The sequence below is a fragment of the Aliiroseovarius sediminilitoris genome (genome assembly GCF_900109955.1).
Lineage (GTDB): Bacteria > Pseudomonadota > Alphaproteobacteria > Rhodobacterales > Rhodobacteraceae > Aliiroseovarius > Aliiroseovarius sediminilitoris.
The window spans coordinates 2,838,037-2,855,531 of sequence record NZ_FOJB01000001.1; the positions used below are offsets into that span (position 1 = coordinate 2,838,037).

Genomic DNA, 17,495 nt, shown 5'->3' on the forward strand with positions numbered 1-17,495 from the left:
TTGAGTTGGTGTTGAACAGTACGATGTTAGAAACAGATTTTAAGGCATGGTGTCATGCCTTCCAGAAACGCGCTGATCAGGCTGGGGTTTCGGCCCAGACGTTAGAGTTTTGCGCGAGTTACTTGCGACCTGATCCCCGCGTGCTTGAGAGGCAATCAAATCAGTCCGAATTCACGCTCAACATCTCGCAATATCTTGATCGCGCGGTGACGGATAACCGCATTCGCAAGGGACGCGCGCGGTTTCGAGCCAACCGCGCGCTTTTGAACAGTATCTCAGAACAATTTGGTGTGGACGCGCAGGTCATTCTGGCCATTTGGGGGCTGGAAACCGATTACGGTGCGACGCGCGGCGATTGGCCGGTTCTGACCGCGCTGGCAACCCTGGCACAATCCGGACACCGTTCCGAGTTTTTCGAAGATGAGCTGATTGCCGCATTGATGATCATTGATGCCGGTGACATTGCCCCCGCTTCCATGCTGGGATCCTGGGCCGGGGCCATGGGGCATGGGCAGTTCCTGCCGTCGAGCTATCAACGCTTCGCGGTCGACAGTGATGGGGACGGGCGGCGCGATATCTGGGGCGACGATCCGCAAGACGGGTTGGCCTCAATCGCGAACTACCTTGCCGAACATGGCTGGCGCATGAGCCGCCCCTGCCGCGTCGAGGTCACATTGCCCAGCGGGTTCGACTATGCTTTGGCGGGCCGTCAAACGAAGCGACCGGTCCTGGACTGGGCGGGGATGGGCGTCCGCTCGGCAGATGGCGAACCGGTTCCGGACTATGGCGACGCCTCGGTCGTTCTGCCATCTGGGGCAAGTGGTCCTGCCTTCATGACATTTGGCAATTTCGAGGTGTTGCTGACTTACAATCGTGCCGAAGCCTATGCCATCGCCGCCGGGTATCTGGCGGATCGAGTGCAGGGCGGGCGACCGATCAAAACCAGATGCCCGGGCGATCTTGTTGTGTTGACGCGCGACAGGATGCGCGAAGTGCAGGAGCGTTTGACGACAGCCGGATATGACACGCAAGGCGTCGATGGGTTCCCCGGCCCCAACACCGCGGCTGCGTTGCGATCTTATCAACGCGACCGCGGATTGGTCGCAGACGGGTTCGGGTCCGGCGCGATACTTGACCGGCTTCGCGCCGAGGATGGCTGATCAGCGGTCATTCGAACTCCATCTCAGTGAAAACCTGACCGGCATTCCTGGTGGCCAACTCTTCAAACGTGTCATGACGCGCGAACGGTGACTGGTCGACATAATAGGCGTCTTCCAACGTGCCGCCGTCGTCCAGCAGTTTGCCGACCTCGGCGCGCAGATGTTTCAGATATCCGATCGTGTGTTCTTCGACCTGCGCCATGTTGGTGGGGTAGCCGTGGCCGGGAATCACATAGGTGGCACCCAGCGGGGCAAAGGTGGTTTCCCAGGTTTCGATCCAGCAGCTTGTGCAAGTGTCTTCGAAAATTGGCGGTATACGGTTGTGAAAGGCCATGTCGCCTGCAATCACCAACCCATCATCCGGCAGCCACACCTGAATATCGCCGGGGCTGTGGGCCGGGCCGGAATAGAGCACTTCGATAGTCTTGTTGCCCATTGTGATGGTTTCTTTTTCTTCAAACGTGCGGGTTGGTCCCATCGGCACCGTCCCCTCTGCGTTCTCGCGCGCATAGCGTGTCATGCCGTCATATATCTGGGCAGAATATTCTTCGAACTCTTGGGCGGCATCGACATGGGCCAGCACTTCGACCCCTTGGTCGATCCAGTAATTGTTGCCCAGCATAGCGTGCCCCTGTCCGTTCTCGTTGATTACGAGCTTGACGGGTTGGTCCGTGATCGCCTTGATTTCTTCATGTAATGCCGCGGCCAGCTTGGCGTTGGCCCCTGCATTGATCACCACGACGCCATCGCCAGTCACAATGAAACTGAGGTTGTTGTTATGGCCTGCATTCTCATAACCCGGAGGTGCGGTGGCCCCGATGGCCGACCAGACATCCGGGATCACCTCGACCGGTTTTTCATAAAGCACCGAGTCAGGATACTGGTCGAGGATTTCTTGATCGGCAAAAGCTGCCAGTGTGATCAGAGATAAAACGGCTGTGAAGAAGCGTAACATGGAGTCCTCCGGCAATCTGTTCGGATCAGATTGTCACATTCGAATGTGATTATCCAGAGTCTAGGCAGGGGCGCTGCCCCTACGGTCCAATCTTCCGATTGGACCTACCCCGGGATATTTCCAGCCAGAAGAAACGGTCAGGGACGCGCGGTTTCGGCGGCAGCGCGCAAGGCGCGAATGTTCTGGCCATAGACCTCTGGTGTGTCGACGGAGCCGCCTTTGAACACGGCGGAGCCTGCGACCAGCACGTCCGCACCCGCTTCGGCGACCAGAGGCGCGGTTTCGGTGGTCACGCCGCCGTCGATCTGGATATGAATCGGGCGATCCCCGATCGTCTGGCGCAAACGACGGGTTTTCTCGACACCCGAGTGGATGAATTTCTGACCCCCGAAACCCGGGTTCACGGTCATGATTAGCACCATGTCCACTAAGTCGAGCACATGTTCGATGCTGTCTAGTGGCGTGCCGGGGTTCAGGCTGACGCCTGCTTTTACACCCTGCGCCTTGATGGCTTGCAGCGTGCGGTGGATATGGGGTCCGGCTTCGACATGCGCTGTGATCATGTCGGCGCCCGCCTCGGCATAGGCTTCGATATAGGGATCAACCGGCGCGATCATCAGGTGCACATCCATGAAGGTTGTTACATGCGGGCGAAAGGCTTTCACGGCGGGCGGGCCGAAGGTCAGGTTTGGAACGAAATGACCGTCCATCACATCCACATGCACCCAATCCGCGCCCTGAGCTTCAATAGCCTGAATTTCCTGCCCAAAATTGGCGAAATCGGCAGAAAGGATCGAGGGGGCGATCTTGATGGAACGGTCAAAGGACATGATGGGATCTCCGGCAGCGATGTGTGCCGTCCTTATAGCGGGAATATCGCATTTGCGAAGGGCGAAACACCTCAGCGACGCGGCAATTCGGGATCACATTTTTTGCCTTGCATGCAACTTTCGATTTTGCGGATGGTTTTCCGATCCGGTTTGCCAAAAGCAAATTCCCCGCAAGGATCGACCTGAAGCAAATAGTGCCCGTTTTTCCGTTTCAAAAACACGAGATGTTCGGCACCGTTCTGGATCCGGGCACACCATGGCCCCCGGCATTGCAAGTTGATCTTCATGTCGCGTGCGAAGGGAGCATCAAACCCTGATGGGGTAAGACTTTTGCCTTTGATCCTACCGGTCAGGAAATTGTTTGGTCTGACGTCCTGTTGCCGAGACCAATCCACTTCAGGCACCTTGCTTTCATCAAAGCTCAGCCGACCCAATACGGCGACATACTGATCGTCGGAGTCGGCGGCCTCAATAAACGCGGCAATGGCATTGTATGGCTGGCAGGACAGGGCAAGCGCGGTATCCGGCACCATGAAAAGTGCGGCAAGCAGCGGACCTCGCATCACAGATGGCCCCGGAAACCCTTGATCACGGCATCATAAATATCGCGCTTGAATGGCACAATGTTGGCCACCACTTCGTCGGGGTCCATCCAGGCCCATTGGCTGAACTCGGGGTGTTTGGTTTCGATGTTCACAGCGCTGTCATCGCCCAAAAAACGCACAAGAAACCAACGCTGTTTCTGTCCGCGAAATTGCCCCTTCCAGATGCGCGGCACCACCTCATGGGGCAGATCATAGGGCAACCAGTCGGGAAGTTCGGCTTCGATCTGCACAAGGTCGCGTGTTACTCCGGTTTCTTCCCACAATTCGCGCAAGGCAGCCTCACGCGGGTCTTCGCCTGCTTCCACCCCGCCCTGAGGCATTTGCCAGGCCGTTTTGGTGCCCAGCTTCGGCGCATCCAGCCGCTGTCCGACGAACAGTTTTCCGTCACGGTTCACAAGCATGATGCCGACGCAGGGACGATAAGGCAGCTTTTCGATATCTGCAGGTGTCATAACGACCTCGTATTTCGGTGAAGCTTTGTTGGCGATACAGCGTTGGCGTAGCAGGTGAAAACGCAAACGGGCCACCCTTCTGGGCGGCCCTTCGAGAATTTTCACACCCGCCTACTGCGCCAGAGCAATGGTTGATAGGCCTTTGATCAGATCGACCGCGTAGGACAGTTGAAAGTCGTCATCGCGCAGCTTGGCGGCTTCTTCTGCCGCCTCGCGCTCTTCTTCGATCTGGCGTTGTTCGTCCTCGGTCAGGCTGTCATTGTTCAGGCTGCCGCGCAGATCGGCTTCGGTCCGCTGCGGGCGCGCATCCTCGTCCTCATTCTCGGCTTCCGGCAGGCGGGGGGGTTGCTGCACCACGATGTCCGGGGATACGCCGAGCGCCTGGATGGAACGCCCCGATGGAGTGTAATAGCGCGCCGTGGTCAGACGCATCGCGCCGTCGGAGGCCAGCGGCATAACCGTCTGCACCGACCCTTTGCCGAAGCTCTTGGTGCCAACCACGATGGCGCGACGGTGATCCTGAAGCGCGCCTGCGACAATCTCGGAGGCTGACGCAGAGCCGCCATTGATCAAAACGACCATCGGCTTTCCTTCGGCCAGATCACCTGCTTCGGCATTCACACGTTCGCTTTCACTGGGGTTGCGACCACGAGTCGATACAATCTCGCCGCTTTCAAGGAAGGCGTCCGACACTTCGATAGCCTGGTTCAGAAGGCCGCCGGGATTGTTTCGCAAATCCAATACGAAGCCATCGACATTCTCCATCCCGCCCAAGGATTCGACCTCGCGCGCCAGCCCTTCGGCCATATTGGCATAGGTTTGATCGTTGAAAGTCGTCACCCGCAAAACAATGGTATTGCCGACCGATCGGGCTGTGGCCGCAGTCAGCTTGATCGTGTCGCGGATGATTGACACATCAAACGGTTCATCCACGCCTTCACGCACCACGGTGATGATAATCTCGGACCCGACCGGGCCACGCAGCATGTTGACCGCCTCGTCCAATGTCAGCCCTATCAGGGCTTCGCCATCGACATGCGTGATATAGTCACCGGATTCCACACCGGCATCATCCGCTGGCGTGCCATCCATCGGTGACACGACGCGCACGAAGCCCTCTTCCTGCGTCACCTCGATGCCAAGCCCACCGAAGGAACCGCGCGTCTGCACACGCATGTCGGCGGCATCTTTGGGGGATAGATAGCTGGAATGCGGATCAAGCGAGGTCAGCATCCCATCAATCGCCGCTTCGATCAGGTCCGCCGCGTCAACTTCTTCCACATATTGCGCGCGTATACGTTCGAAGATGTCGCCAAACAAGTCCAACTGCTCGTAAACGCTGGAGTTTTTGGCGGCGTCCTGCGCAAGTAGCGGCCCGGCCACTTGCGTGGTCAGCACTGCGCCTGCCAAGGTGCCCCCAAGGGCGGCCATTACGAATTTCCTCATCAGTTTATTCCTTGCCTGCCGCGAACCAGTCGTTGGGGTCCACGGGCGTTCCGTTCTCTCTTAGCTCTATATAAAGCGTTTCCGACGCGTCTGCGCCAGTTCCTTCCTCCGCAGCGATCAAAAACGCTTGATCGTCGCTGATCGTGGCACCCGCCATCAGGCCGATGGGCGCGCCTTGCGGCAGCACTTCCCCCACCTCGCCATACAATTGGCCCAGCCCGGCCAAGACCATCAAATAGCCGTCGCCTGGTTCGATGATGGCGATATTGCCATAGTCCAGCAGCGGGCCAAGATACCGGATCGTCGCGGGCCATGGCGTTGTCACAATGGCCATGGGTCGGGTGGCAATGACATATCCGGGGCGACGCACACCGGCGGCATCGACCTCGTTGAAGCGGCGAATGATCTGGCCCAGGGCAGGCATGGCCAGTCGCCCTTTCACGCTGGTAAAATCCTGCGTATCGGCGGCATTGCCCTGCGGCACGGGTTCTGACATCAGACCGTCGGCGAAACTGGCCAAGGTGTCTGCGCTTTCAACAAGCGTTTGCATTCGTGCATCATCAGCGACGAAGCGGCGCGGCAGTTCGGTGCGTCGGGCAACGGCAAGGCTGAGTTCAAAACGGGCGTCCTGCGCCCCTTCCAGCCCGGATTTCAAGGTATCGACCGCGTTTGCCTGCAAGGCGCGCAGGGTTTGAAGCTCTTCCAGATCGCGGCGCAGGCGTTCCGCCTTGGCCAGCAAGGCAGGGGCGACATCGGACAGAATCATACCGGACCGAGCGGTGCCAATCGGGCCAGCGGGATGGACCAGCAAGGCAGGTTCCGGCGCGCGTTCGATGGTTTGCAGGACGCCAAGAAGCTGGGACAATTTCTCGCTTTCGGCAGTCAATGCCCCTTGGATCGTCGCCTCACGCAGGCTGGCGCGGCGCAATCCGTCCCGCAATGCGCCCAACCCTTTTTCATAGGCCAGAACGGTTTGCGTCAGGGCTGAGATTCGGTCGTTTGATTTCTCGGCCTCGGCCAGAGCGACAGTTGCTTTGTCCAGCGCCAACATCGCAGCCTGCGCCGTTTCAATCGGGTTCGTCTGCGCGCGCACCGCCAGGGTGGGCGCCAGCACTGACAGTGCCGTTCCCGTCAGCAGAGGTATGAGGCGTCCGGCTCGCATCACCGGCGGATCAGGCTTTCGCCGGTCATTTCGGCAGGTTGTTCCAGCCCCATCAGTTCAAGCAATGTCGGGGCAAGATCGGCCAACCGACCCGGGGCGAGCGTGGCACCCTCCGGTCCGCCGAACATGATGACCGGCACCAGATTGGTAGTATGCGCTGTGTGCGGGCCGTTGGTGCTGTCGTCCCACATGGTTTCACAATTGCCGTGATCGGCAGTCACGATCATCGCGCCGCCAACCTCTTTCAGTGCGGCCAGCACTTGCCCCAGCCCAGCATCAACGGCTTCGCAGGCTGCGATGGCTGCATCCAGATCACCGGTATGCCCGACCATATCGGGGTTGGCATAATTGGTGACGATCAGGTCAAACTGATCGCGAATTGCGCCGACGAAATGCTCGGTAACTTCGGGTGCCGACATCTCGGGCTGCAAGTCATAGGTCGCGACCTTTGGACTGGCCGCCATATAGCGGACCTCGCGCTCGACCGGTTCTTCCTTGCCGCCGTTCAGGAAGAACGTGACATGGGGGTATTTCTCGGTCTCGGCGATATGAAACTGGTTTTTACCATGCTTGGCGACCCATTCGGCCAAGGTGTTCACGATGTCGCGCTTGAGAAAACAGGTGGTCATATAGGCGTTATGGGCGTCAGAGTATTCGACCATGCCCAGTCGCGCCGACAGGGCCGGTCGCGGGCCGGTGGTAAATTCACCAAAGCCCGGTTCACCAATGGCGCGCAGAATCTCGCGGGCACGGTCGGCACGGAAATTCACGAAGAACAGCCCATCGCCGTCCTTCATACCTGGATAGCCCCCGATCACTGCGGGCTGGATGAACTCGTCCGTTTCGCCCTTGTCATAGGCGGCAGCGATGGCGTCATCTGCGCTTGCAACGGCATCACCCTGCCCTTTGACCATTGCGTCAAAGGCCCGGCTGACCCGATCCCAGCGACTGTCGCGATCCATCGCGAAATAGCGCCCGACCACGGTGACGATCCGTGCGCCATCGGGCAGCGCGGCTTCAAACGCCGCGATCTGCTCGCGCGCGGATTGCGGGGGCACGTCGCGCCCATCGGTGATCGCATGAACCGCTACGGACAACCCCGCATCGGTCAAAGCCTTGGCCGCCGCGACAAGATGATCCTGATGACTGTGAACCCCGCCCGGGCTGACCAGACCGGCGATATGGGCAATACCGCCAGCGGCCTTTACCTTGACTGCGAAGTCCAGCAGAGCTTCATTCTTGAAGAACGACCCATCCTCGATCGCCAGATCAATCTGGCCCAGATCCATCGCCACGACGCGGCCTGCGCCAATATTCATGTGCCCCACTTCGGAATTTCCCATCTGTCCGGTCGGCAAGCCAACATCGGGCCCATGGGTGATCAGCGTGTTATTCGGGAAATTGGCCATCAACCAATCATAATTGGGCGTGTTGGCAAGCACCGGCGCATTATAGTCACGGGCGTCACGCAGCCCCCAGCCATCTAGAATACACAGAACGACGGGCTTGGGCGTGGTCATATCAAAGGATCCTCTGGCTGCTTACAGACTGTCTATTGCGCGACAAGTCCGGGTGCAAGGCAAGCTACCACCAGCAAGCGGTCAGGCGCGGTGATACGGGCTGCCTGCCAATATCGACGCGGCGCGGTAAAGCTGTTCGGCAAGCATCACGCGAACCAGCATATGCGGCCAGACCATTTTACCAAAGGACAGGCTGGCATCGGCCTGCGCGCGCAGGGCGGGGTCGATTCCATCCGCACCGCCGATGACAAAAGCCACGTCACCGCACCCGTCATCGCGCCAGCGGCCAAGTAGCTTTGCAAAATCGGGCGACGACAAGACTTTGCCGCGTTCATCCAGCGTGCAGATCAGCGCGCTTCTGGGAATCGCGCGCTCTAGCAAGGCAGCTTCAGCGGACATCCCGCCACCCTTCTTGTCTTCGACTTCGTGGATATCGGCAGGGCCTAGCCCCAAGACCCGCCCGGTGCGATCAAACCTGGTCAGATAGTCATTGATCAGGTCGCGTTCAGCGCCGCCACGCAAACGGCCAACGGCGCAAATATGCACCTTCATGTCGTCGCGTCCTTGAAGATCAGGTCGCGGCGCCGGTCGTGCCGGGCTCCAACCACATCTTTTCAAGCTGATAGAACTCGCGCACTTCCGGGCGGAACACGTGGACGATTACATCGCCTGCATCGATCAGAACCCAATCGCCCTGATCCTTGCCTTCGATCTTCGAAAAGACACCCATGTCCAGCTTGAGCTTCTCGGTCAGTTTTTCCGAGATCGCCGCGACCTGACGGGTCGAACGACCAGAACAGACCACCATATGATCGGCCATCTCGGATTTGCCGCGCAAATCTATGATCACCACATCTTCGGCTTTGTCATCTTCAAGTGAGCGTAAAACGAGCGACAGGATATCGTCGCTGACATTGGTCTGAGGGGCCGCCGTCATTGCGGAATTCCCTGCAGTCGCATCTTCTGCGACCTCTGTTTGCGGAGACAGGACATTGTCCTCCTATCGATGCGCGCCGATCCGCCCCGACGCTGGGCACATAAGAATCGTAACATCACATGGGGGCGATCTCAACGCTCGTCAAGCAACAGGGATGAAACAGCAGTGCAAATCGGTCACGCCTGCGGATTTTCGCCAGTTTCTGCATCGTTTGCCAAATCGTCCTGCAACAGTCGCACTTCGCGCTGCGGGAAGGGGAATGAGATGCCGTTCTCGTGGAACGCATCCCACAGTGCCAGATAGACATTGCCACGAATATTGGTCAGCCCGCCAGTCGGGTCGTCGATCCAGAAGCGAAGGATGTAATCGACGGAACTGTCGCCAAACCCGACGATGTGACACACCGGGGGGCGAAAGCTCAGCACCCGCGACACATTGCTGGCAGCCTCAATCGCGATCTTGCGAACCTGGTGAGGATCATCCCCATAGGCCGTGCCAAAATAGATATCGAGCCGCACAAAGGCGTTTGTATGCGACCAATTCACCACCTGTCCGGTGATCAAATCTTCGTTCGGAATAAGGTATTCCCGCCCATCCCGCGTCACGACCGAGACATAGCGCGCACCCAGTTGCTGAATCCAGCCGAATGTTTCGCCAAGGCTGATCACGTCACCGGGTTTGATCGACTTGTCCAGCAGGATGATAATGCCAGACACGAGGTTGGACACGACCTTTTGCAGACCGAAACCAAGACCCAGACCGATTGCACCGGACAGAAAGGCAAGTCCGGTCAGATCGACCCCGATCACCTTAAGGCCAAGGAAGAACGCCGCCCCATAGAAAAGAAGCTGGATAAACTTGACCGTCAGCACCTGCATCGAAGGTGAGATATCTTCGTTGTTTCTGACCCTCTCGGACGAGGCACGGCTGAAAATCCGCGCCAGTGCGAACAGGGCCGCCGTAACGGCCACCGCGCTGATCACATCTAAAAGAGAAATGCGGAAGCTGCCCGCCGAAATGGCGATATTGTCCAGCACATCGCCGATCTCATCGGTAATGCCCAGATAATACAGCGTCACATAGATCCATAATCCCCACTTGGTCGTACGCCTCAAGACGCGGTTTTCCACGATGACAGAGGCAAAGCCAACCAACACCCACGCCAGCGCCAGGGTGCCGATGGCTGCGATCAGATAGGATCGGGATGGCCACGTGATCTCGCGCATCGCGGAAACGATCAGCCAAGACATCACGACAAACAGCATCATCGGCACGCGACGCTTGGTGTGAATTGCAAAACGCAATCGACGCTTTGACCACCCTTCGCGCGACCGCAGCCAATGGTCGATCTTGGGATTCAGCATTTTGCCGACCGCCCACGATATCAGCGCCAACAAGACAACGATAGCGATCTGATACAGACGCCATGTCTGACCAAGGCTGACGATAAATGCCGCGCCATCATTCCACAGCGGCATCAACTGATCGCGCAGTGTATCGAATGTATCTGTCGCAAGCTCTGGCAGATTATCCGCGCCGCTGCCTTGTGTGGGTGATGTGCCGGGGTGCGGCGTTGGTTCGGGCTCCATGCTGTAACTTTTACACGCGACTTTCTCCGCGTCCAGTGGCCGAACACACCACATCGTCCGACCACCCTTGCGACGACGCTGGCAAAAGAGTATCTCAGCAGCATGACTCGGGTTTTCGATATGGATGATCGCGCGCGCCTGCCCTGGCGATTTTTTGGTGCGGCACGGACTGTGCAAGCCCACCTATAAGGTGGCGCCCCCGACCTATTGCAACCTGACACATATCCACGCCCATCCACGGAGAGCGAAATGACCGCCCCGAAGACACTCTATGATAAAATCTGGGACGCCCATGTGGCCCACGAGGCCGATGACGGCACCTGCCTTCTGTATATTGACCGCCATCTGGTCCACGAAGTAACCAGTCCGCAAGCCTTCGAGGGGCTGCGTATGGCGGGCCGCAAGGTTCACGCCCCCGACAAGACCATCGCGGTGCCGGACCACAACGTGCCCACCACGCTGGACCGCGCCAAAGGGATCGAGAACGAAGAAAGCCGCATTCAGGTCGACGCGTTGGATAAGAACGCCAAGGATTTCGGCATTCATTATTACCCCGTTGACGATGTGCGCCAGGGGATCGTGCATATCGTTGGTCCTGAACAGGGCTGGACCCTGCCCGGCATGACCGTCGTCTGCGGTGACAGCCATACTGCCACCCACGGCGCGTTCGGTGCATTGGCCCACGGCATTGGCACGTCCGAGGTCGAGCATGTTCTTGCCACCCAGACGCTGATCCAGAAGAAATCGAAAAATATGAAGGTCGAGATCACCGGCAAGCTGAAGCCCGGCGTGACCGCCAAGGACATCACGCTGGCCGTGATCGGCAAGACTGGCACCGCCGGCGGGACCGGCTATGTCATCGAGTACTGTGGCGAAGCGATCCGCGATCTGTCGATGGAAGGCCGCATGACAGTTTGCAACATGGCCATCGAAGGTGGCGCCCGTGCGGGTCTGATTGCGCCTGATGAAACCACCTTTGAGTATGTCAAAGGCCGCCCTCATGCCCCCAAAGCCGGTCAGTGGGAACAGGCTTTGGAATACTGGAAGACGCTTTACACCGACCAAGGCGCGCATTTCGACAAGGTGATCACCCTGAAAGCCGAAGAGATTGAACCGGTCGTGACCTGGGGCACGTCGCCCGAGGATGTTCTGCCGATCTCGGCCACCGTGCCCAGCCCCGACGATTTCACCGGCGGCAAGGTCGAAGCGGCCAAGCGCGCCATCGAGTATATGGGTCTGACCCCCGGCCAAAAGCTGACAGATATCGAGATCGACACAGTCTTTATCGGATCTTGCACCAACGGGCGTATCGAAGACCTGCGCGCCGTCGCGGAAATCGTGAAAGGCAAGAAGGTCAAGGACGGGCTGCGGGCGATGATCGTGCCGGGGTCGGGCCTTGTGCGCGCGCAGGCCGAAGAAGAAGGCTTGGCCGATATCTTCAAGGAAGCCGGTTTCGACTGGCGTTTGGCAGGATGTTCCATGTGCCTTGCCATGAACCCGGATCAACTGTCCGAGAAGGAGCGCTGCGCGTCGACTTCGAACCGGAATTTCGAGGGGCGTCAAGGTTACAAGGGCCGCACCCACCTTGTGTCACCCGCAATGGCAGCGGCGGCTGCGTTGACGGGTCGTTTGACCGATGTGCGCGATTTGATGTGATTCGACCGACAACACGCTGCGACACTAAAGCAGCCAATTCGCAACGATTGTGCGCGACCGGGAAACGGTTGCGCACGCTTTGCGACCGCCCCTATTCCTTCGTCACTACTTTGGATTGATACTGCCACATTTCTGACGAATTTCTTTGAGCCGGTGCAGCCGCAGTGCTAGATTCGTTTGTATTCCATAACCGTGTTGGGGACGCGGTGGATACATTTAACTCGGTTACAAGTATTGAAGGGGTAACTATGAGAAATTTATTAACAGCTGCGGTCATCGCAGCAGGTTTCGCGACAACATCTGATGCAGCCGTATTGCGACTGGATGGTTATACATCCTCGGTTCAGTCCGTTTCGATCGGCTCTTCACCGGTCGCGAATACGCCGGGAACCGTTGGGGCCACGGGCTTCAACCTGACCGACACCACAGGTGATATGGGAAGTTTCGTTGGCTGGTGCCTCGATATTGCTCACTATATGATGAACAAAGGCGCAAGTCAGAACTACACCCAGACCAATGATCCGTTTTCGAACAGCTTTGGCCTGACCGCGATTGCCCGCGACCGCTTGCAGTCGGTGTTTGACGCCAACTATGATCGGATTGACACAACAAACGGTGATCAGGCTGCCGCGTTTCAAATGGCCTTGTGGGAAGCCGCTTACGAAGATGACAACGCTGCACTCAGTGTTTCATCCGGTTTGTTCAAAGCCACAAGCTCTGGCAGCACCACACTGGCCAATCGGTATCTGATGGCTGCCTCCGGTTACTCGGGTGATGCCGTGTGGAAATTGTCCTTCTTTGAAGTTGATGGCGACGCGAACCGTGGGCGTTATACCGGGCAAAACCTTGTCACCGTATCGCCGGTTCCTTTGCCAGCTGCGGGTATGCTTCTGGTAACTGGGCTGTTTGGCATGGGTGCTATCACGCGCCGCCGCCGGAAGGCCTGAGCCCTGCCCATTTGAACACCAACCCGGCGCTTTACACAGGCGCCGGGTTTTTCATGCGCGGCCGCCTTGGATTCGTCGCCAAAACCTGCATAAAGCAATGGACTGAATGACGCAGCCACGACCCAACCGACGTGGCAGATGCAGAAAGGTGCGTGCTATGGACAAGTTCCAAAAACTTCATGGGATCGCGGCGCCGATGCCGCTGGTGAATATCGACACCGACATGATCATTCCCAAGGTCTTTCTGAAGACCATCAAACGGTCCGGCCTTGGCGTGAACCTGTTTGACGAGATGCGATATGATCGTCAGGGCAACGAGATCCCGGATTTCGTCCTGAACAAACCGCAATACCGTGACGCTGAAATTCTGGTGGCCGGAGACAATTTCGGGTGCGGTTCATCGCGTGAGCACGCCCCGTGGGCCATCGCCGACTTCGGAATCAAATGTGTGATCTCGACCAGCTTTGCCGACATCTTCTTTAGCAACTGTTTCAAGAATGGCATTCTGCCCATCATCTTGCCGCAGGACCAGATCGACATTCTGATGGCCGATGCCGAGAAGGGCGCCAATGCCCGAATGACAGTAGATCTCGAATCACAAGAGATCACCACCTCGGATGGAGAGGTGATTCCCTTCGAAGTTGACGCCTTCAAAAAGCATTGTCTGCTGAATGGACTGGATGACATCGGTCTGACGATGGAAAAACAAGGGGCAATTGAATCATTTGAGGCAAAGGCTGCCACACAACGCCCTTGGGTCTAAACATCTGAAAAGGCGATTGAATCATGGGGTCATCCGCAAGGTTGGCCCCATTTTTACCTTAATTTGGTGCAAAGTCGCACCAGTTTCCCCTTAAATCGACCACATTTGGCAACGCATTTTAGGCACAACTTGAAGTGGGACTAATATGCGACGCAGTATGTTGCAATAAGAAGCAGTGACCCGCTGAATGAGGAAACGCTGACATGGATAAAGGGTGCGGCAGGTAACAGCACCCGTCCAGGTGGAAGGATTAAGGTAGTGGTAAGCCGAATGATTGGCGCAATAGCGCGAGCATTCCTGATGGTGATTTTGATTGCAACGCCATCCATTTTGGTGCCGGGTGTCAGTCAGGAATCCGGCCAGATCGTGACCATCGTTGCATTGTTTGCGGCGGCGTTGACCATCTTCGAATATGCTTCGACCTATCCCGGACTTGTCGAATTTCGCGATGCCCCCCCGTTCAACCGCATCCGCTTCGCCGCCCTGTTCGTAACGGTGTTCAGCCTGTCTGTGATCGTTCGTGGACAGACCGACCATTCGACCGCAACCCAGTTCATGACGTCGGTCGGGATGCTGATTGGCCAGGCCATCGACTTCCCCTATAGCCCAGTGCGCTTCGTTGTCTCGATGCTGCCAGACACGGCCAGCTTCAACGATATGGCACTGCTGCGCGCCGCTGCCGGGATGAGCTATCTGATCTCTCTACTGTCTATGGCTGTGTTCCTGATGGCGCTGCGCTTCACCGAATGGCCGTCGAAATCGACGGGTGCGTTCAACGTGTGGGTCAACCTGCCCACGTTTGACCCCACTACCGGAGGCGATGTTGTCCGCCGCCTGGTGCGCGACGCCCGGTTCAACATTGCACTTGGGTTCCTGTTGCCCTTCGCCACGCCAATCATCATCACCGCCGCCGTGTCGCTGTTTGGTTCGGTATCGGTGGAAAACCATCAAACCATGATCTGGACGGTTGCCGCATGGGCCTTTCTTCCCGCAAGCCTTTTCATGCGCGGCATTGCCATGTTGCGCGTCGCCCTGATGATCAACAGCGAGCGCAAGCGCAACAAGCGTCGCGCCGGCGATGGTGGATTGGCCCACGCCTGATCGACGCTGAGGGTCGGCCCACACGTCCTTTCAACTGGATCGTTACCGTGGCGCTTGCCCTGATGGCGAGCGCCGCGCCCGTTACTGCACAGTCGATGACCCTGCGCGTCGCCACCTATAATGCCGAGCTGGATCGAAAAGGCCCGGGTCTTTTGCTGCGCGACATCTTGGCGGGGACGGACGACCAGATCACCGCCGCGCTGACCGTGATCGCCACAGCAAAACCCGACATCCTGACCCTTCAGGGCTTTGACAACGACGTCGAAGGACATGCCCTGCGTGCTTTCCAATCCGCACTGGCTGAAAAAGATCATGCCATGCCATACGCATTTGCGGCCATGCCGAATGCCGGGCTTGTTACGGGGTTGGACATGGATGGCGACGGTCGCACCGGCGAGCCCCGGGACGCCCAAGGATATGGGCGGTTCACCGGTCAGGGCGGCATGGCGGTCCTGTCCCGCTATCCGCTGGGAGAGGCGCGGGATTTCGCACCCTTTCTGTGGAAAGACCTGCCGGGCGCCATCCCTCCTAGCCGTGATGGCATCCCCTTCCCCACGGCTGGCGCCTTTGCCATTCAGCGGCTGAGCAGCGTGGCCCATTGGGATGTGCCAGTGCAGTTGCCCAATGGCACAAACCTGCACCTGCTGACATTTCATGCGACCACGCCTGTCTTCGATGGTGACGAAGACCGCAACGGGCGGCGCAACCATGATGAGATCGCATTTTGGCAACGGTATCTGGATGGCGCGCTCCCCTTCCCGGCCCCGGACGGACCGGTGATCATAGCGGGTGTCGCCAATCTCGATCCAGTCGACGGCGAGGGCCGCCGTGCCGCTATTCAAAGACTACTGAACGACCCTCGGCTGCAAGACCCCGAACCCCGTCGGACGGGCAAGATCGCGGTAGGCGACACCGGTCAAGCGGGCGAACCGGCGCTGGACACGGTCGACTGGCCGGAACCATCCCCGGGCGACTTGCGGGTCAGCTATGTCCTGCCTGCAAGCGACCTTGATGTGATCAGCGCAGGCGTGTTCTGGCCTGCGGATGGCGACCCGATGCTGGATACGGTCAACACTGCATCGCGCCATCGGCTGGTCTGGGTCGATCTGCGCTTCTGACCCTTCATTTCTTGACGGAACATCCCTGACAGGCTAGGCCGATCCGCGATGTATTTCTCAGCAAGGACAGACCCATGACCAACCCCTCCCTCCTTATCCTGCCCGGTGACGGCATTGGCCCCGAAGTCATGGCCGAGGTGCGCAAGATCATCGGCTGGATGGGCGATAAGCGCGGCGTAACATTTGATGTGAGCGAGGATTTGGTGGGCGGTGCTGCCTATGACAAACACGGCGTCCCACTTGCCGACGAAACCATGGCCAAAGCGCAAAAGGTTGATGCTGTGCTGCTGGGGGCGGTTGGCGGCCCGAAATACGACGATCTGGATTTCTCGGTGAAGCCCGAACGCGGGCTGTTGCGCCTGCGCAAGGAAATGGATCTGTATTCGAACCTGCGCCCGGCGCAGTGTTTTGACGCGCTGGCCGATTTTTCGTCGCTGAAGAAAGACATCGTGTCGGGTCTTGATATCATGATTGTTCGCGAACTGACCTCGGGCGTTTATTTTGGCGAACCCCGCGGGATCTTTGAAGAAGGCAACGAGCGTGTGGGCATCAACACGCAACGCTACACCGAAAGCGAGATTGAGCGCGGTGCGCGCTCGGCTTTTGAACTGGCGATGAAGCGCAGCAAGCGGCTGTGCTCGATGGAGAAGGCCAACGTGATGGAAAGCGGCATCCTGTGGCGTGAAGTCGTGACGCATGTGGGGAAAGACTATCCTGAGGTCGAGCTGTCCCACATGTATGCCGATAACGGAGCCATGCAGCTGGTCCGCGCGCCCAAACAATTCGACGTGATCTACACCGACAACCTGTTCGGCGACATCCTGTCAGATTGCGCCGCGATGTTGACCGGATCGCTGGGCATGCTGCCGTCGGCGTCGCTTGGCGCCCCGATGGCCAATGGCCGTCCCAAGGCGCTTTACGAACCCGTCCACGGCTCGGCCCCAGATATCGCGGGGGAAGGCAAGGCCAACCCCTGCGCATGCATCCTCAGCTTTGCAATGGCGCTGCGCTACAGCTTCGACATGGGCGAAGAAGCTGATCGTCTGGAAGCTGCTGTCGAAAAGGTTCTGGCCGATGGCATTCGCACCGGCGACCTTCTGAACGACGCGGGCGTGACACCCGCGTCGACATCGGAAATGGGCAACGCGGTGATTGCGGCGTTGGACGCCAGCCTTTAAGCCCGCGCGGCATCGTTTTCGGAAGCCGGCCCACCACCTTTGCGGGCCGGTTTTCTTTTGCGAAGACAGGCCCCAT

17 protein-coding genes are annotated in these 17,495 nt (G+C 58.3%); 7 read left to right on the top strand and 10 right to left on the bottom strand.

The genetic code is table 11. From position 1 onward, the window contains the following. Nucleotides 1-23 precede the first annotated feature (23 nt). Nucleotides 24-1,160 carry a lytic murein transglycosylase gene (locus tag BMY55_RS13975; protein WP_091431525.1) on the top strand — a complete coding sequence of 379 codons (1,137 nt, stop codon included), beginning with the start codon at nt 24-26 and terminating at the stop codon, nt 1,158-1,160. A 7-nt stretch (nt 1,161-1,167) separates the two neighbouring features. Here BMY55_RS13975 and BMY55_RS13980 read toward each other — a convergent pair whose 3' ends face one another. From BMY55_RS13980 to BMY55_RS14025, 10 genes are all read right to left on the bottom strand, one after another. Beyond that, nucleotides 1,168-2,115 carry an MBL fold metallo-hydrolase gene (locus tag BMY55_RS13980; protein ID WP_091431527.1) on the bottom strand — a complete coding sequence of 316 codons (948 nt, stop codon included), beginning with the start codon at nt 2,113-2,115 and terminating at the stop codon, nt 1,168-1,170. 137 nt (nt 2,116-2,252) lie between these two features. Continuing rightward, nucleotides 2,253-2,945 (bottom strand): ribulose-phosphate 3-epimerase, encoded by a 693-nt coding sequence (rpe, locus tag BMY55_RS13985; RefSeq protein ID WP_091431528.1) that lies wholly within the window; start codon nt 2,943-2,945, stop codon nt 2,253-2,255. Between the two features lie 71 nt (nt 2,946-3,016). Beyond that, a complete protein-coding gene (locus BMY55_RS13990) occupies nt 3,017-3,508 on the bottom strand; it encodes a hypothetical protein (protein ID WP_091431531.1) in 492 nt (163 codons plus the stop codon). Further along, nucleotides 3,508-4,002, bottom strand: coding sequence for an RNA pyrophosphohydrolase (locus tag BMY55_RS13995; protein ID WP_091431533.1), 495 nt, complete (start codon nt 4,000-4,002; stop codon nt 3,508-3,510). Before BMY55_RS13995 ends, BMY55_RS13990 begins: the two co-directional genes overlap by 1 nt. A gap of 111 nt (nt 4,003-4,113) precedes the next feature. Then, on the bottom strand, nt 4,114-5,448 hold the full coding sequence (locus tag BMY55_RS14000) for a S41 family peptidase (protein WP_091431535.1): 1,335 nt from the start codon (nt 5,446-5,448) through the stop codon (nt 4,114-4,116). Nucleotides 5,449-5,452: 4 nt separating this feature from the next. Continuing rightward, a complete protein-coding gene (locus BMY55_RS14005; RefSeq protein ID WP_091431537.1) occupies nt 5,453-6,610 on the bottom strand; it encodes a murein hydrolase activator EnvC family protein in 1,158 nt (385 codons plus the stop codon). Then, nucleotides 6,610-8,130, bottom strand: coding sequence for a 2,3-bisphosphoglycerate-independent phosphoglycerate mutase (gene gpmI, locus BMY55_RS14010; RefSeq protein WP_091431539.1), 1,521 nt, complete (start codon nt 8,128-8,130; stop codon nt 6,610-6,612). Before gpmI ends, BMY55_RS14005 begins: the two co-directional genes overlap by 1 nt. A gap of 81 nt (nt 8,131-8,211) precedes the next feature. Then, nucleotides 8,212-8,682, bottom strand: a complete 471-nt coding sequence (gene rlmH / locus BMY55_RS14015; RefSeq protein ID WP_091431540.1) for a 23S rRNA (pseudouridine(1915)-N(3))-methyltransferase RlmH — start codon at nt 8,680-8,682, stop codon at nt 8,212-8,214. 19 nt (nt 8,683-8,701) lie between these two features. Then, the gene (gene rsfS, locus BMY55_RS14020; RefSeq protein ID WP_091431542.1) at nt 8,702-9,067 is read right to left on the bottom strand and encodes a ribosome silencing factor; all 366 of its coding nucleotides are present in this window, start codon (nt 9,065-9,067) and stop codon (nt 8,702-8,704) included. Nucleotides 9,068-9,243: 176 nt separating this feature from the next. After that, a complete protein-coding gene (locus BMY55_RS14025) occupies nt 9,244-10,656 on the bottom strand; it encodes a mechanosensitive ion channel family protein (protein ID WP_456057500.1) in 1,413 nt (470 codons plus the stop codon). 249 nt (nt 10,657-10,905) lie between these two features. Here BMY55_RS14025 and leuC point away from each other — a divergent pair, with 249 nt between their 5' ends. The 6 genes from leuC (at nt 10,906) to leuB (ending at nt 17,419) form a co-directional block, all read left to right on the top strand. After that, nucleotides 10,906-12,312 carry a 3-isopropylmalate dehydratase large subunit gene (gene leuC / locus BMY55_RS14030; RefSeq protein ID WP_091431544.1) on the top strand — a complete coding sequence of 469 codons (1,407 nt, stop codon included), beginning with the start codon at nt 10,906-10,908 and terminating at the stop codon, nt 12,310-12,312. A 248-nt stretch (nt 12,313-12,560) separates the two neighbouring features. After that, nucleotides 12,561-13,259 (top strand): VPLPA-CTERM sorting domain-containing protein, encoded by a 699-nt coding sequence (locus tag BMY55_RS14035; protein WP_091431546.1) that lies wholly within the window; start codon nt 12,561-12,563, stop codon nt 13,257-13,259. 157 nt (nt 13,260-13,416) lie between these two features. Then, nucleotides 13,417-14,022: a 3-isopropylmalate dehydratase small subunit gene (gene leuD / locus BMY55_RS14040; protein WP_091431548.1), complete on the top strand. Its 606-nt coding sequence runs from the start codon at nt 13,417-13,419 to the stop codon at nt 14,020-14,022. A 300-nt stretch (nt 14,023-14,322) separates the two neighbouring features. Continuing rightward, nucleotides 14,323-15,123, top strand: coding sequence for a hypothetical protein (locus tag BMY55_RS14045; RefSeq protein ID WP_245744747.1), 801 nt, complete (start codon nt 14,323-14,325; stop codon nt 15,121-15,123). A gap of 47 nt (nt 15,124-15,170) precedes the next feature. Continuing rightward, a complete protein-coding gene (locus BMY55_RS14050) occupies nt 15,171-16,241 on the top strand; it encodes an endonuclease/exonuclease/phosphatase family protein (RefSeq protein ID WP_322787733.1) in 1,071 nt (356 codons plus the stop codon). A 74-nt stretch (nt 16,242-16,315) separates the two neighbouring features. Beyond that, nucleotides 16,316-17,419 (top strand): 3-isopropylmalate dehydrogenase, encoded by a 1,104-nt coding sequence (leuB, locus tag BMY55_RS14055; protein WP_091431554.1) that lies wholly within the window; start codon nt 16,316-16,318, stop codon nt 17,417-17,419. Nucleotides 17,420-17,495 lie beyond the last annotated feature (76 nt).